Origin of the sequence: Brevundimonas sp. NPDC058933 (assembly GCF_049315965.1) — a bacterium.
In the GTDB taxonomy this organism is placed as follows: Bacteria; Pseudomonadota; Alphaproteobacteria; order Caulobacterales; family Caulobacteraceae; genus Brevundimonas.
In genome coordinates, this window is the sequence record NZ_JBMOSL010000001.1 from 1,118,627 (window position 1) to 1,133,421 (window position 14,795).

Annotated in this window: 18 protein-coding genes and 1 tRNA gene; 17 read left to right on the forward strand and 2 right to left on the reverse strand. The window is 66.6% G+C overall.

The features are described from left to right. The first annotated feature begins 54 nt into the window (after positions 1-54). The 6 genes from mgtE to ACOZBP_RS05540 all read left to right on the forward strand — a co-directional run bounded on the left by mgtE (position 55) and on the right by ACOZBP_RS05540 (position 4,971). Positions 55-1,470: a magnesium transporter gene (gene mgtE, locus ACOZBP_RS05515; protein ID WP_422675370.1), complete on the forward strand. Its 1,416-nt coding sequence runs from the start codon at positions 55-57 to the stop codon at positions 1,468-1,470. A gap of 41 nt (positions 1,471-1,511) precedes the next feature. After that, complete coding sequence (locus ACOZBP_RS05520) at positions 1,512-2,363, forward strand: lysozyme (RefSeq protein WP_422675371.1); 852 nt, start codon at positions 1,512-1,514, stop codon at positions 2,361-2,363. A 42-nt stretch (positions 2,364-2,405) separates the two neighbouring features. Next, positions 2,406-3,572: an isovaleryl-CoA dehydrogenase gene (locus ACOZBP_RS05525; protein ID WP_422675372.1), complete on the forward strand. Its 1,167-nt coding sequence runs from the start codon at positions 2,406-2,408 to the stop codon at positions 3,570-3,572. Positions 3,573-3,631: 59 nt separating this feature from the next. Beyond that, the gene (locus tag ACOZBP_RS05530) at positions 3,632-3,883 is read left to right on the forward strand and encodes a hypothetical protein (protein WP_422675373.1); all 252 of its coding nucleotides are present in this window, start codon (positions 3,632-3,634) and stop codon (positions 3,881-3,883) included. A 38-nt stretch (positions 3,884-3,921) separates the two neighbouring features. Beyond that, on the forward strand, positions 3,922-4,110 hold the full coding sequence (locus ACOZBP_RS05535) for a DUF3008 family protein (RefSeq protein WP_422675374.1): 189 nt from the start codon (positions 3,922-3,924) through the stop codon (positions 4,108-4,110). A gap of 81 nt (positions 4,111-4,191) precedes the next feature. Next, positions 4,192-4,971, forward strand: coding sequence for an exopolysaccharide biosynthesis protein (locus ACOZBP_RS05540; RefSeq protein WP_422675375.1), 780 nt, complete (start codon positions 4,192-4,194; stop codon positions 4,969-4,971). Between the two features lie 255 nt (positions 4,972-5,226). Here the strand turns inward: ACOZBP_RS05540 and flaF are convergent, their stop codons facing one another. Together flaF and flbT are read right to left on the reverse strand one after the other, a co-directional pair. After that, on the reverse strand, positions 5,227-5,589 hold the full coding sequence (gene flaF / locus ACOZBP_RS05545) for a flagellar biosynthesis regulator FlaF (protein ID WP_422675376.1): 363 nt from the start codon (positions 5,587-5,589) through the stop codon (positions 5,227-5,229). Beyond that, positions 5,549-5,974: a flagellar biosynthesis repressor FlbT gene (flbT, locus tag ACOZBP_RS05550; protein ID WP_422675377.1), complete on the reverse strand. Its 426-nt coding sequence runs from the start codon at positions 5,972-5,974 to the stop codon at positions 5,549-5,551. Before flbT ends, flaF begins: the two co-directional genes overlap by 41 nt. Before the next feature lie 168 nt (positions 5,975-6,142). Here flbT and ACOZBP_RS05555 point away from each other — a divergent pair, with 168 nt between their 5' ends. The 11 genes from ACOZBP_RS05555 (at position 6,143) to leuB (ending at position 14,788) form a co-directional block, all read left to right on the forward strand. Beyond that, positions 6,143-6,577, forward strand: a complete 435-nt coding sequence (locus tag ACOZBP_RS05555; protein ID WP_422675378.1) for a hypothetical protein — start codon at positions 6,143-6,145, stop codon at positions 6,575-6,577. After that, positions 6,574-6,780 carry a hypothetical protein gene (locus tag ACOZBP_RS05560; protein ID WP_422675379.1) on the forward strand — a complete coding sequence of 69 codons (207 nt, stop codon included), beginning with the start codon at positions 6,574-6,576 and terminating at the stop codon, positions 6,778-6,780. Before ACOZBP_RS05555 ends, ACOZBP_RS05560 begins: the two co-directional genes overlap by 4 nt. Before the next feature lie 76 nt (positions 6,781-6,856). Then, on the forward strand, positions 6,857-7,717 hold the full coding sequence (locus tag ACOZBP_RS05565; RefSeq protein ID WP_422675380.1) for an AAA family ATPase: 861 nt from the start codon (positions 6,857-6,859) through the stop codon (positions 7,715-7,717). Between the two features lie 81 nt (positions 7,718-7,798). Beyond that, a complete protein-coding gene (locus tag ACOZBP_RS05570) occupies positions 7,799-8,701 on the forward strand; it encodes a methyltransferase type 11 (RefSeq protein WP_422675381.1) in 903 nt (300 codons plus the stop codon). Between the two features lie 156 nt (positions 8,702-8,857). Then, positions 8,858-9,451, forward strand: coding sequence for a YfbR-like 5'-deoxynucleotidase (locus tag ACOZBP_RS05575; RefSeq protein ID WP_422675493.1), 594 nt, complete (start codon positions 8,858-8,860; stop codon positions 9,449-9,451). A 7-nt stretch (positions 9,452-9,458) separates the two neighbouring features. After that, positions 9,459-10,400, forward strand: a complete 942-nt coding sequence (locus tag ACOZBP_RS05580) for an NUDIX hydrolase (protein ID WP_422675382.1) — start codon at positions 9,459-9,461, stop codon at positions 10,398-10,400. Between the two features lie 95 nt (positions 10,401-10,495). Next, positions 10,496-10,585 (forward strand) — tRNA-Ser (locus ACOZBP_RS05585). Between the two features lie 210 nt (positions 10,586-10,795). Next, positions 10,796-11,257, forward strand: a complete 462-nt coding sequence (locus ACOZBP_RS05590; protein ID WP_422675383.1) for a hypothetical protein — start codon at positions 10,796-10,798, stop codon at positions 11,255-11,257. Positions 11,258-11,421: 164 nt separating this feature from the next. Further along, complete coding sequence (locus ACOZBP_RS05595; RefSeq protein WP_422675384.1) at positions 11,422-12,900, forward strand: aldehyde dehydrogenase family protein; 1,479 nt, start codon at positions 11,422-11,424, stop codon at positions 12,898-12,900. Positions 12,901-12,912: 12 nt separating this feature from the next. Continuing rightward, positions 12,913-13,677: a glucose 1-dehydrogenase gene (locus tag ACOZBP_RS05600; protein ID WP_422675385.1), complete on the forward strand. Its 765-nt coding sequence runs from the start codon at positions 12,913-12,915 to the stop codon at positions 13,675-13,677. Beyond that, positions 13,661-14,788 (forward strand): 3-isopropylmalate dehydrogenase, encoded by a 1,128-nt coding sequence (gene leuB / locus ACOZBP_RS05605; protein WP_422675386.1) that lies wholly within the window; start codon positions 13,661-13,663, stop codon positions 14,786-14,788. Before ACOZBP_RS05600 ends, leuB begins: the two co-directional genes overlap by 17 nt. The last annotated feature ends 7 nt before the right edge of the window (positions 14,789-14,795 follow it).

The following is a 14,795-nucleotide window of genomic DNA, read 5'->3' on the forward strand; positions in this document are numbered from 1 at the left end:
GACAGGGCGACATTCGGCTTTTACCAGGCTGAAAACATTCGGGGAGGCAGACACGTGACCAACACGGATTCCGCCTCCCCGGCCCCTGCATCCGAAATCGAAACCGAAGACCACGTCGCCCTGGGCGAGGACTACGCCCTGACGGCGTCCTTCGTCGAAAAGGTCGTGGACGCCGCCGACGACGGCGACGGCATGCGCCTGCGCGGCTTGCTGGAAGACCTTCACCCGGCCGACGTCGCCGACCTGATGGGCTTCCTGACGTCCGAGCACCGCGCGGTCGTGGTGCAGTGGCTGCCGCCCGACCTTCTCGCCGACACCCTGCCCGAGCTGGATGACGGCATTCGCGAGGAAGTGCTGGAGCGGGTGCCTCACCTGACCCTGGCCGAAGCCCTGCAGGAACTGGACTCCGACGACGCCGCCGCCGTGGTCGAGGACCTGGAGGACGACCAGCGCGAGAAGGTGCTGGCCGCCATGCCCGAGGGCGACCGCGCCGCGATCGAAAGCTCGCTGGGCTATCCCGAGGATTCCGCCGGCCGCCTGATGCAGCGCGAGGTCATGGCCGCGCCGCTGTTCTGGAACGTCGGCGACACCATCGACCACGTCCGGCGTCAGGGCGAGGACCTGCCCGAGCTCTTCTTCGACATCTATGTGGTCGACCCGTTGAACCGCCCGGTCGGCGGCGTCGCCATCAGCCGTTTGCTGCGCGCCCCGCGCGAGACGCCGCTGTCCGAGCTGATGCAGCCGGTCAACGCGATCGACGTCGACGTCGACCAGGAAGAGGTCGCCTACATCTTCGAGAAGTACAACCTGATCTCGGCCCCCGTCGTGGACACCGGCGGGCGGCTGGTCGGTCAGTTGACGGTCGATGACATCGTTCACATCATTCAGGAAGAAAACCGCGAGGACATCCTGCGCCTGGCCGGTGTGTCCGACGAAGACCGGTCCTCGGGCGTGCTGGAGATCGTGCGCGGTCGCGTGCCCTGGCTGGGCATCAACCTGTTCACCGCCGTCCTCGGCGCCGGCGTCATCGCCTTCTTCGAGGGCACGATCCAGCAGATCGTCGCCCTGGCCGTCCTGATGCCCATCGTCTCGGCCATCGGCGGCAATGCAGGGACCCAGGCCCTGACCGTCACCGTCCGCGCCCTTGCGACGCGTGAACTGACCTCGTCCAACGCGGTCCGCACCTTCTGGCGCGAGATGATGGTAGGCCTCGCCAATGGTCTGGTGCTGTCGCCCCTGATAGGCGTGGCGGCGGGGTTCTGGTTCCACGACTGGCGCATCGGGGCGGTCATCGCGACGGCCATGATATTGAACCTGCTGGTGGCGGCGACGGTGGGCGTGCTGACGCCGCTCACCCTGTCGAAGCTGAAGTTTGACCCCGCCGTGTCGTCGGCCGTCTTCGTGACGGCGACGACCGACTTCTTCGGCTTCCTGATCTTCCTGGGCCTGGCGACCATCGTTCTCCTTTAAGAGGGCGTCCTGCTCTGATCCGACGCCGTTCGGAACGCGGCTTGCTGCTTCGCCTTGCGGGCGAGCGCGCCCGTTTCGAATTGGGTCAGTCCGTGTCCGCAACTCCGTCCCAGCGCCTGAAGGTGTCCCGCGAGGGCCTGCTTCTGATCAAGAGCTTCGAGGGCTTTCGTCCCCGGGCCGTGCGTCGCCGCGACGGCACGCTGGTCATCGGCTATGGCCACACGAAATCCGCCCGTCCCGGCGCGACGATCAGCGAGGCCGAGGCCGAACTGCTGCTGCAATACGACCTCCTGCCCATCGTCGAGGCCCTCAACGGCCGCGTGGCGGTTTCGCTGAACCAGCACCAGTTCGACGCCCTGGCCAGCTTCATCTTCTCGGTCGGGGTTCAGCGCTTCGAGGGCTCGGACGTGCTGGAGCAGTTGAACGCCGGCGCCCCGGCCCGGGCGGCGGAGGCCCTGAGCGGCTGGCCCGACCGGGTGCAGCCGCCCGTCGACGCCCCCTATCGCCGCCGCTCGGCTGAGCGCGCCCTGTTCGACGCCGCGCCGGATCGCCCGGCGCCTCTCGATCTCTTGCTCACCGCCCCGGTCCACGGTCCGCATTCCGCGTCCCGCCCTGAGGACGAAGCCCCTGCAACCGTCCAGGTCCTGCGCCACGAGAGGCGGGCCGCTCAGGCGCCCGTCCTGAACGACACCGGCGCGGTCATCTTCATAGGCGGCATCGGCCTCCTGGCCTTCGCCGCGGGCGTCGCTGCTTTCCGGCGGGTTCTGGCGGCGCAACAGGCGTCCGACGGCACGGTGCTGGTCGGCGGCGTTCTGGCGGTGATCGGCCTGATTTTCATTGGTGTCGCGGGCTGGAATCTGACGCGGAAGCGGAACAATAAACGCGCCGCCTAAGGCCGCTTTGCGAAGCGCGTGCGCGATGCTACGCCTTGCGGCATGAGCATTCCCTTCGCGCCCCAATCCATGGAATTCGGCCTCGGCGAGAACGCCGACGCCATTCGTGACGTCACCGCCCGCTGGGCCGCCGATCGGCTGGCCCCCCTCGCCGCCGAAATCGACGAGAAGAACGAGTTCAAGCGCGAGCTATGGCCCGAGATGGGCGAGCTGGGCCTGCACGGCATCACGGTCGAGGAAGAGTTCGGCGGCCTCGGCCTCGGCTACCTCGAACACGTCGTGGCGATGGAGGAAGTGTCGCGCGCCTCGGCCTCGATCGGCCTCAGCTACGGCGCCCACTCCAACCTGTGCGTCAATCAGATCCGCCGCTGGGGCACCCCCGAGCAGAAGCAGAAATACCTGCCCAAGCTGATCTCCGGCGAACACGTCGGCTCTCTGGCCATGTCGGAGGCCGGTTCGGGTTCGGACGTCATGTCGATGCGCACCCGCGCCGACAAGAAGGGCGACCGCTACGTCCTGAACGGCGCCAAGTTCTGGATCACCAACGCCCCCTCGGCCGACACGCTTGTCGTTTACGCCAAGTCCGATCCCGAGGCCGGGTCCAAGGGCTGCACCGCCTTCATCGTCGAGCGCGGCATGAAGGGCTTCAGCGTCTCCAAGAAGCTGGACAAGATGGGGATGCGCGGTTCCGACACCGCCGAACTGGTGTTCGAGGACTGCGAGATTCCGGAAGAGAACGTCATGGGCCCGGTCGGCGGCGGCAACGGCGTGCTGATGAGCGGGCTGGACTATGAGCGCGCCGTCCTGTCGGGCGGTCCGTTGGGCATCATGCAGGCGGCGCTTGACGTGGTCCTGCCCTACGTCCGCGAGCGCAAGCAGTTCGGCAAGCCGATCGGCAGCTTCCAGCTGATGCAGGCCAAGGTCGCCGACATGTATGTCGCCCTGAACAGCGCCCGCGCCTATGTCTACGCCGTGGCCCGCGCCTGCGATCAGGGCAAGACCACCCGTTACGATGCGGCGGGCGCCATCCTGCTGGCCTCGGAAAACGCCGTGAAGGTGTCGCTGGAGGCCGTTCAGGCCCTGGGCGGCGCAGGCTACACCAGGGAGTGGCCGGTCGAGCGCCTGGTCCGCGACGCCAAGCTCTACGACATCGGCGCCGGCACCAATGAAATCAGGCGCTTCCTGATCGGACGCGAACTGCTAGGCTGATGTTGCCGGTTGTCGTCATCACCCTTGCGGCTCTGGCCTGCGGGGGCCTTGGACAATGGATGCTCCTGCCCCTTCAGCAGGACATCTATCGCGCCACGCGGCGACCGGGCACGAGCATGGATTCGGGCCTCGACCATCAGGACAAGGATCAGCTCAACCAGAGCTGGTGGGCGCTGATGACGCTCAAGGCCGATCCCTCATGGAAGACCAGCATTCATCGACGCTTGCTGGTTTTTCGCCTGCTCAGCGCGGCATCCACGTCGCTGATGCTGGTCGCCGCCGTGATCGTCTGGCTGGGGAACGCAGTCTAGCATCGCGGGTTAGCGCCTTTGACTTCAGGAGGTTCGCCATGCCCGCCAAATCCGCCGCCCAACAGAAGGCCGCCGGGGCCGCCCTGTCCGCCAAGCGCGGCGAGACGCCAAAATCCAAGCTGAAAGGCGCGTCGAAATCCATGGCGGAGTCCATGAGCGAGACCCAGCTTGAGGAGCTTGCTCATACCAGGCGCAAGGGCAAACCGGAGCACGTGGCGAAACATTAAGCCCCGCCGCGTGCGTCAGGGATGGCGCAGGGTTCGCACGCCCCCTAACTTGGCGAACCTTAGCGCCCTGAGTCTCGCCTGATGACGCCTGTTTCCACGCCCCTGCCGCCGGACGAGAACCGGACGTTCTCGGACGTCCTGGAATCCCTCGGGCACGGCGCAGACCCCAAGTTGACACTGAGGGAGATGGTCGAGGCCTTCGGCGAGCGCGGCTTCGGCGCGGTCATCCTGATGCTATCGCTCATGGCCCTGTTGCCATGGCCGCCGGGCGGAAAGGCCGTCTTCTCTGTTCCTATTATCCTGATAGCAGCGGAGATGGCGCTTCAACGCGACAAGGTCTGGTTGCCCCGCTGGTTGATGAAGGCGACGATCGGCCGTGAGACCTACAGAAGGTTGCTGGCGTCTCATTTCGCGGCCCCACGCTGGCTGCGCCGGTGGATTCTGCTGGGCGAGCTTCCCATCGGTTTTGGTCGATGGTCGGCGCGCTACGGTTTTTCGGACTGGGTCCGACACGCTGTCCGGAAGCGTCCCGACAGCCCCACGGCGCTCGCACTTCTGCGCCGCGCAGAACGCCTGACCCGACCACGCCTGCCCATCATGACCGGCGAGGCCGCTGATGTGGTCATCGGCGTCATCTGCATTCTTCTGGCCATGATGATGGCCCTGCCTGTACCCTTCGGCGACGCCCTGCCAGGCCTGACGCTGGTCGTATTCGGTCTGGGCATCATTCAGAGGGACGGCGTGTTCATTCTGGCGGGCCTTGTCGGGACGGCCATCTGCGGGGTCTATGTGGCCCTGGTCTGGACCACGGTCGTCGCCATCATCCATGGCGTAGGCCATTGGTTTGGCGCGCTGTTCTAAACCTGCTCATGCAGCGCAAAAAGCGCCGCCGGGTCGCCCCAGCGGCGCTTCATTGTCTGACCGTGAACGGCCGAACCGCTGCCTTCCCGAAGGATCAGGCCCGAACCTCCCGCGAGGCCCAGATCGCGGCTGTCGCTCGCGATTGATGACAATGAGACACTGGCCACCTCCTTTCAGCTGCTGAACAGGAAGGTCAGGCTAGGACCGGGCGGCGGCCTTCGTAAAGGCCGCTCCCGCCATCGTGATCGGCGGGCGTCAGGCGGCCTGGGCCGGCGGAGCGAGCCCCTGCATCACCATGCGGTTGATGTCGATCAGGGTCTCGAAATCGCCGTCGCCGCGCATCACCGCCGAGCTGTGGCGACCAATGAAAAGGTCCAATGAGATGATCTGCGCCCGCAGCGCCTGGGGCATGGCGTTGGACGGCTCGCTGCACGAGGTGGACAGCGTCGACCACAGCCGGCGATTCCAGTCGATGGCGTCGATCCGGGTGGTGATGTCCGAGCGGTCGACCGTGGAAGCGTGCATCAGGGCGCGCGTCACCTGTCCGAACAGCCGGTATTCCATTTCGCGCGGTGATTCAGCCCGCGTCGCCGCCGTCTTGTACGCTTGAAGCGACATTGCCGAGCCTTTGGTCTTCGTAATCCACGATCTTACGGGCGCCCATCAGGGCCTTGTAGTATTGCCGCGCCAGCACATGCTTGGAGCAGGAAACGCATTCCGTCAGGACATCGGGATTGCGGATTGCCCCCATGAACTCGGTCAGGCGCAGCGCGAATTCATCATAGAAATTCGGCGCGGACGTCTCGTCCAGGTACATCATCATGACAGGGAAATAGATGCGGCGCGCAGGCGTGGTGACGTCCTCGGGCTGCATGATGTCCTTCTCGCGCAGGACGCTGGCCTTGTTCTGCAGGACCAGCACGCCGCGTCGATCGCCGTTCTGGACGACGGCGCCGTTCAGGACGAATTTTTCGCCAGGCTTGAGCGATAGTTTCAGCGGCAAAGGGCATCTCCGTGGCGCACCGGCAACCTGAACGGTCCACGGCTGAAGAACTGTAAACCGGCGTGGTTAACCATCTATTCCCGTCTCGTTCGGAAAACCTGAGGCTTTGCCGAAAGCAAGGAACGCCGCGCCAGCCGGCGCCGTTACCTCTCCAGCAAGGAGAGCCAGATGAGCAGGCCGGAGAGCGATTTCGATCCTCAGGATCAAGCCGAAATCTACGACGAAACCCACATCGACGACGAGGGCGACGGCGATCTGTCGCTGGACGAGGCCGATGACGTTCTGGACGTCACCCAGGCCGACGGGGACGCCGACGAAGACGCCTTCGACGAGGACGACCTCGATCTGGATCGCGACCTGGCGCTGGACGGCGTGGAGGCCGAGGCTGACGCTCTGCTCGGGATAGATTCCGTGCGCGTGGGAGAATCGGACGCGGGCGGCGAAGTCGGCTCAAGTCCCGAAGAAATTGAACTCGTCTACGCCGGCCTGATGCGCAACCAGCGCGGCGCCCAGTCCAGCGCCGCCCACTGGGAGGCCAAACGCCTGTCGGACGACGATATCGAAGACCTGGGCTACGGCCCCGACAGCAAGGAGACAGCATGACCGATCATCGTCCCACCAAGACCCAGGAAGACTGCGACACCAATACCGCCCCCGCCAAGCGCGCCGAACGCGAGGAAGGAAAGCCGGACCAGTTGAAAGACAGGGAAAAGGACGCCGAAAACCGTCAGGAAGCATTGATCGACGAAGGCGTCGAGGAAACCTTCCCGGCCAGCGACCCGGTCTCGGCCAAGCGGATCACCTGACACGCTCAACACAGCCTGTTCAGGCCCGTCTTGATAAGCTACCTGCTCCTTTCCCCTGGATTGGAGCAGGTCCTTCATGAGCCGGTTCGAAGGCACATCCGACTATATCGCCACGGATGATCTGAAGATCGCCGTCAACGCCGCCGTCGCGCTGGAGCGTCCGCTGCTGATCAAGGGCGAGCCTGGCACCGGCAAGACGGTCCTGGCCTATGAACTGGCCCGTGCGCTCAGCGCGCCGCTGATCACCTGGCACATCAAGTCCACCACCAAGGCCCACAGCGGCCTCTATGAATATGACGCCGTCAGCCGTCTTCGCGACAGCCAACTGGGCGACGAGCGCGTCCACGACGTCCGCAACTACCTGAAGAAGGGCAAGCTGTGGGAGGCTTTTACCGCCCCCGTCCGCCCCGTCCTGCTGATCGACGAGATCGACAAGGCCGACATCGAGTTCCCCAACGACCTGTTGCAGGAACTCGACCGCATGGAGTTCTACGTCCAGGAAATTGACGAAACCATCCGCGCCGAAGTTCGCCCCGTCGTCGTCATCACCTCGAACAACGAGAAGGAACTGCCGGACGCTTTCCTGCGCCGCTGCTTCTTCCACTACATCCGCTTCCCCGACGCCCAGACGATGCAGGACATCGTCGAGGTCCACTTCCCCGGCATCAAGCCGCGCCTGGTCGCAGAGGCTCTGAAGACCTTCTACGAAATCCGGGATACGCCCGGATTGAAGAAAAAACCTTCGACATCGGAGCTTCTCGACTGGCTGAAACTGCTCCTGGTCGATGATGTCTCGCCCGAAACCTTGCGTGAGAAGACCCCGGGCAAGCTGATCCCGCCGCTGCACGGCGCCCTGCTGAAGAACGAACAGGACATCCACCTGTTCGAGCGGCTGGCCTTTCTGAACCGTCGCGAAGGCGGGCGGCCTGGAAGCTGACTTCAGCCGCCGCCATTACCGCGATTTCACTGGATTAGCTGCGCCCCGCGCGCACAATCGGGTTTCGACCAGGAGCCGACCATGCATCAACTCCTCTGGCCCGTCTGCGCTCTGGCTCTGCTGACCGCCGGTTGCGGCGACAACGGTGGAAACAGCAGCAAGGTGCGCATCACCACTTCGTCGTCGGACAATGACGGGAAGGGCGTCCTCAAGGTCGTCGAGACCCTGCAATGCCCGCAAACCCAAGGCGTGCTGACGCGCAAGGGGTCCGCCCAGGCCGACGGCGCCACCTGCATCTACAGCGGTCCACGCGGCTCGGAAGTCATGCTGCATCTGGTGGCCCTGAACGGACGCTCCAGTCAGGAGGCGCTGAAGGTCTTCGAGGACCGTCTGGCCAACGATTTGCCGCAAGCCCTCGCCGAGGTTCGCGCTGCGGAAGCACGCAATCAGGCGGAGGCTGCGCGAGCCGACGCAGACGCCGCGCGGGCCGATGCCGACATGGCGCGCGCCGAAGCCGACGCCGCCCGCGCCGAAGCTCACGGCGAGCCCGGTTCCACCGCCCACGTCAGCGCGCCGGGTGTGCGCATAGACGCCCAGGACGACAAGGCCACGGTTCGCCTGCCCGGCATGCGGATCGACGCGGATGGTGATCGGGCCAACATCAGGATCGGCGGGCTCACCATTAGGGCGGACGACAAGTCGAGCCAGGTCAATGTCCGCTCCAGCGACGAGGCGGTCAGCATCGACGCTCATGAAGGCGCCGCGCGTATTCGCACCAGCGCGCCCGGCCAGTCGGTCCGCTCCACCTTCCTTATGACCACCAACGGCGCCGACGCCGAGACGGGCTGGCGCATGGTCGGTTATGAAGCGCGCGGCCCCGTCGGCGGCCCCATCGTCGTGGCGACGGTGCGCACCAAGGATCGTAATGAAAACCGCATCATGGACGCCGCCAAGGCCCTGGTGACGCTGAACGTCGGGGATTAACCCCCACGAATCGCAACGCCTGCCCTTGATCGGGCGTTCGGGATGCGTCACCTCACCTGCCCCATGCGCAGGATGCCGAACTTGCCCGAAGACTACGAAGACCTGGCGCCCAAGCCCAAGCCGAAGACGCCCAAGCCCCCGCGCGCCTGGCAGCGGATGCTGTCGGGCCGTCGTCTGGACCTGCTCGACCCCTCGCCCTTCGACATCGAGATCGAGGACATCGCCCATGGCCTGGCCCGCGTCGCCCGCTGGAACGGCCAGACCATCGGCGAGCACGCCTTCTCGGTCGCCCAGCACTCCCTGGTGGTCGAGGAGATCGCCGCCCACATCCGTCCCGGCCTTGAGCCGAAATGGCGCTTGGCCGCCCTGCTGCACGACGCCTCGGAATACGTCATCGGCGACATGATCTCGCCGTTCAAGTCGGCGCTGGGCGCCGGCTACAAGGACTTCGAGGCCCGGCTGGAGGCGGCCATCCACGTGCGCTTCCAACTGCCGCCCAAGACGCCTCAGACAATCAAGACCCTGATCAAGAAGGCCGATCGGGCCTGCGCCTTCTACGAGGCGACGCAACTGGCCGGCTTCAACAAGCGAGAGTCGCTGCAGATCTTCGGCGCCCCGCCGGCCGGCTACGAGCTGATCATCGACCCCCTGCCCGCCTCGGTGGCGCAGCAGCGCTATCTGGACCGCTATCGCGTTCTGGCCGAAGCTGTCGGCATCCTGCCCGGCGCCGACGCCTGGCACACGGAATAGGGGCTGTATGTCGCAAGCGGGGGAACAGGGCGTGCGGATCGGCCTGTCGGCCGTGGTCATCGCCCTGCGCGCCGGTCAGGCCGTGGTCCTGACCACCCACGCCGCCGACGGCGCCCCGGCCCTGCCCTTCGGCCCCTTCGATCCGGCGCGCGACCGGACGTTCGAACTGGCTCTGCGCGCCTTCGTCACCGAGCAGACGGGCTTTCCGCTCGGCTTTGTCGAGCAGCTCTACACTTTCGGCGACGCGGGCCGCGCCTCGCCGCGCGCCACGCCCGGCCCCGAGCGCGCGCGCGAGGTCTCGGTCGGCTATCTGGCCCTGACCGCCGACGCGCCCGAGGCGCCCGGCCTGGACGCCGCCTGGACGCCGGTCTTCGACATCTTCCCCTGGGAGGACTGGCGCGACGGCCCGCCCGCTGTAATGACGATCCTGGCGCCCGCCCTGCGCGCCTGGGCCGGCGGCGACGCCCGCCGACAGGGGCGAGCCGAGACTCTCTTCGCCCTGACGCCCGAGCGTCGCTGGAACGAGGAACGCGTGCTCGAACGCTATGAGCTGCTCTACGAAGCCGGCCTTGTCGCCGAGGCCGCCCGCGACCAGGACCGGCCCGCCGCCTCCACCATGCCCGACCTGCCGATGACCTCGGACCACCGTCGCATCGTCGCGACGGCCCTGGGCCGCCTGCGCTCGAAGTTGAAGTACCGCCCGGTCCTGTTCGACCTGACGCCCGACACCTTCACCCTCTCGGCTCTACAGGCCGCCGCAGAGGCCGTAGCGGGCCTGTCCCTGCACAAGCAGAACTTCCGCCGCGGCGTCGAACGCGCCGGCCTGGTCCAGGCGACGGGGGTGTTTTCCAGCGACACGGGCGGGCGTCCAGCCGAGCTGTTTCGCTTCGTCGGCGTTGATCCTCTGGGCGGTCCCGCACCCGGCCTGACCCTGCCCGGACAGCGCTGAAAATTTTATCGAATTTCTTCTCCAGAATCGCTTGCGGCCAGCGCCGCCTTTGACTAGAGAAGCCCCTCGCTCGACCAAGCGAATATCGGCCCCGCGGAGAGGTGGCAGAGTGGTCGAATGTACCGCACTCGAAATGCGGCGTAGGTGGAAGCCTACCGTGGGTTCGAATCCCACCCTCTCCGCCACCGGCCTTTGAACCCAGAAATCGCCCCAAAAGGGCAGGCCTGTCCAAGCCAGGCTCTGAGCGGGTCAGCGCTTCCGGCGTGCAAGGTCCGCAGAGATGTGTCGCAGAAAATGCCCTAGAGGACCCTGGAGGACGGGTACGTTCGCTGTCGCCCAAAGCCAATGAGGGTGGTCGAGGTTGCTGCTTCCAGCAAGGCGCTCTAGCTAGCCAGATGAGCTATCGCACCCTGCCCTCCATCTTCTTCCTGGCTGCCGCAGCGCTGCTTGCTGATGTCCGCGCGGCAAAGTCTGAAAGTTGGACCCTCCTCCATATGGATGAGACCAACTGGTCTTTCCTGGACGTCGACTCAATTGAACGGAACGGCCAATCCGTGACCGCCTGGCAGGTCGATATTCCCCGCGTAATCTACTACCGCGGGGATGTGCCAATCAGCCATTTCGCGTCCCAGGGGCGACGCGAGTGTCTCGCGACTACCGTGGAGTGGATGCAGTCGGCGGTCATCGGATACGACGGCGCCAACCTGGGCGGCTCCACATCTCCCACCGATCCTATCCGACTTGGCGCCGAGGGCGCACAGCGCATGAAAGCCCTGTGCTCCCCGTCCGAGTTTGGGGGACCACGCTTCGCAACCCTCGCCGAGGTTCTGGCCAGGTTCAGGCTGCCCCTTCCGTGACATCGGCCCCCACGCCAGCACCCCGCCTTTCGCCCATGATCAAAGTCGCGCACGTCGCTCATAATAATGATCATCTGGATCGAGAAATCAGTGACTTAGACTCAATCCATAAAAGGCTTGTTGCATAATCAATAATCATGCCCACTGCCCCTGAAGCGCTCGCAATGGCGAGCAACCATGGTGAGCAGAGCTTGATGGTCGCGCCCTTCCCTACCGATCAGGTCTTCATCGGCGGCCAGTGGCGTTCGCCTGTCGGCGGCGGCGTTCTGCCTATCGAAAACCCCTCGACCGGCGAGATCCTGGGAAGGCTGGCGGCGGGCGGAACCGAGGATATCGACGCGGCGGTGCATGCCGCCCGGACGGCGCTGGACGGCCCCTGGGGCCGCATGACGGCCGCCGAGCGCGGGCGGGTGCTGGCGCGCATGGGGCGCGAGGTCGAGACCCGCATCGACATGCTGGCCGAGCTTGAGGCGCTGGATGTCGGCAAGCCGCTGAAACAGGCGCGGGCCGATGTGGTCGCCCTGGCGCGGTATCTGGAGTTCTATGGCGGGGCGGCGGACAAGCTGCACGGCGAGACCATCCCCTTCCTCGAAGGCTATACGGTCTACACCCTGCGCGAGCCGCACGGGGTGACGGGCCACATCATTCCCTGGAACTATCCGATGCAGATCATCGGTCGCTCCGTGGTCGCGGCGCTGGCGGTCGGCAATGCGGCGGTGCTGAAGCCCGCCGAGCAGGCCTCGCTGACGGCGCTGGCCTTTGCTCACATCGCCGAGGATTGCGGCCTGCCCGCCGGGGCGCTGAACGTCGTGACCGGGACGGGGGCCGAGGCCGGCGCGGCGCTGGCGGCGCATCCGGCGGTGAACCACCTGTCCTTCACCGGCTCGACCGGGGTCGGCGTGGCCATCCAGCAGGCGGCGGCGGTCAACGCCGTGCCGGTGACGCTGGAGCTGGGCGGCAAGTCGCCCCAGCTGGTGTTCGACGACGCCGATCTGGACAAGGCCCTGCCCTTCCTCGTCAACGCCGGGATCCAGAACGCGGGCCAGACCTGCTCGGCCGGGTCGCGCGTCCTGGTCCAGCGCGGCGTCTATGACGCGGTGGTCGCGCGGATGAGCGAACGCTATCGCGCGCTGAAGGTCGGCGCCGCCATCGACGACCGCGACGTCGGGCCGCTGATCTCGGCGCGGCAAAAGGCCATGGTCGACCGCTACCTGGACCTCGGCGCCCAGGCCGGTCTGATCGTGGGCCAGGGCGAGATCGCCGCCGACGCCCCCACAGGCGGCCACTATGTGCGCCCCACCCTGTTCGCGGGCGTGGCCCCGGATCATGCCCTGGCGCAGGAAGAAATCTTCGGCCCCGCCGTGGTCGTCATCCCCTTCGACACCGAAGAGGACGCCGTCGCCATCGCCAACGGCACGGAGTACGGCTTGGTCGCCGGGGTCTGGACCGCCGACGGCGGGCGGCAGATGCGGCTGGCCAAGCGGCTGCGGGCCGGACAGGTCTTCATCAACAACTATGGCGCGGCGGGCGGGGTCGAACTGCCCTTCGGCGGCGTCGGCAGGTCGGGCCACGGTCGCGAGAAGGGGTTCGAGGCGCTTTACGCCTTCACCGCGCTCAAGACCGTCGCGGCCCATCACGGATAGGGAGCAGGCGTCTTGGGGGAGAACAGAGCAAGGCGGCTGGAGGGCAAGCGCGCCATCGTCACGGGCGGGGCCTCGGGCTTCGGCGCCGGGATCGCGCGTCGCTTCGCCGAGGAGGGCGCTCGCGTTGTCGTCGCCGACCTGAACGGCGAGGCGGCCCGCGCATTGGCCGCCGAACTGGGCGACGAGGCCCTGGGGGTGAAGGTCGATGTGGCCAGCGCCGCCGACGTGGCCGCCCTGGCCGAGACGGCGAACCGCCTGCTGGGCGGGGTCGACATCGTGGTCAACAACGCCGGGGTCGGGCATACGCCCCAGCCGCTGGACGAGCTGTCGGACGAAGCCTTCGATCGCATCGCCAACGTCAACATGCGTTCCATCTATCTGATGTCGAAGGCCTTCGTGCCGGGGATGAAGGCGCAGGGGTCCGGCGCCATCCTGAACATCGCCTCGACCGGCGGGGTCAGCCCCCGGCCGAACCTGACCTGGTATAATGCGTCCAAAGGCTGGGTCATCACGGCGACGCGCGCCATGGCGGTCGAGTTGGCGCCCTTCCAGGTGCGAGTGAACGCCCTGAACCCGGTGGCGGGCGAGACGCCGCTGCTGAAGACCTTCATGGGCGAGGACACGCCCGAAATTCGGGCAAAGTTCCTAGCCTCCATCCCCATAGGCCGCTTCTCGACACCCGAGGACATGGGGGCGGCCGCGGCCTTCCTCTGTTCGGACGACGCCTCGATGATCACCGGCGTGGCCATGGAGGTGGACGGTGGCCGCTGCATCTGACCGCGCGTTCAAGCTGCTGGTCCTGCCCGGCGACGGCATCGGACCCGAGATCATCCGCGAGACCCTGCGCGTCGCCGACTGGTTTGGCCGCAACGCCGGGCTGCGGCTGGAACTGAGCGAGGGCCTGGCCGGGGGCGCCAGCATCGACGCGGTCGGCGCGCCCGTCAGCGAGGACGTCGTGGATCAGGCGCTGGCGTCTGACGCCGTCCTGTTCGGCGCCGTCGGCGGGCCGAAATGGGACCACCTGCCCCGCGCCCAGCGGCCCGAGATGGGCATCTTGCGCTTACGTCAAGCGCTGGACCTCTACGCCAACCTGCGGCCCGCCGTCTGTTTCGACGAACTGTTGGACGCCTCGGCGCTGAAGCCCGAGTTGATCCAGGGGCTCGACATATTGATCGTGCGCGAGGCGACGGCGGGGGTCTATTTCAGCCTGCCGCGCGCCAATGAGGTCGGCCCTGACGGCCAGCGCCGCGCCTACGACACCCAGGCCTATACGGAAGGCCAGATCGCTCGCGTCTGCCGCACGGCCTTCGAGATCGCGCGCACCCGCCAGCGCCGCCTCTGCTCGGTGGACAAGGCCAATGTCATGGAGACCGGCGCCCTGTGGCGCACCGTGGCCACCGAGGTCGCCGCCGACTATCCCGACGTGGAGCTGAGCCATATGTACGCCGACAACTGCGCCATGCAGTTGGTGCGACGTCCTGCCCAGTTCGACGTCATCGTCACCGACAACCTGTTCGGCGACATCCTGTCGGACGCGGCGGCGGCCCTGACCGGGTCGCTGGGACTGCTGCCCTCGGCCTCGCTGTCGGGGCTGGTAAACCCCGGCCGCAGCCGCGCGTTGTATGAGCCGATCCACGGGTCGGCGCCCGATATTGCGGGACAAGGCATCGCCAATCCCATCGGGACCATCCTGTCCTTCGCCCTGTGCCTGCGTCACTCCTTCGACGCCCCTGAACAGGCGGACCTGCTGGAGCGCGCGGTGCGCCGCGTCGTGGCCCAGGGCGTCCGCACCCCCGACATCGCCGAAGCCGGCGTCGCCCCCGTCTCCACCCTTCAGATGACCGACGCGGTGCTGGCCGCGCTCGACCACCTGTCCACGTCCGCATGAGGTCCGA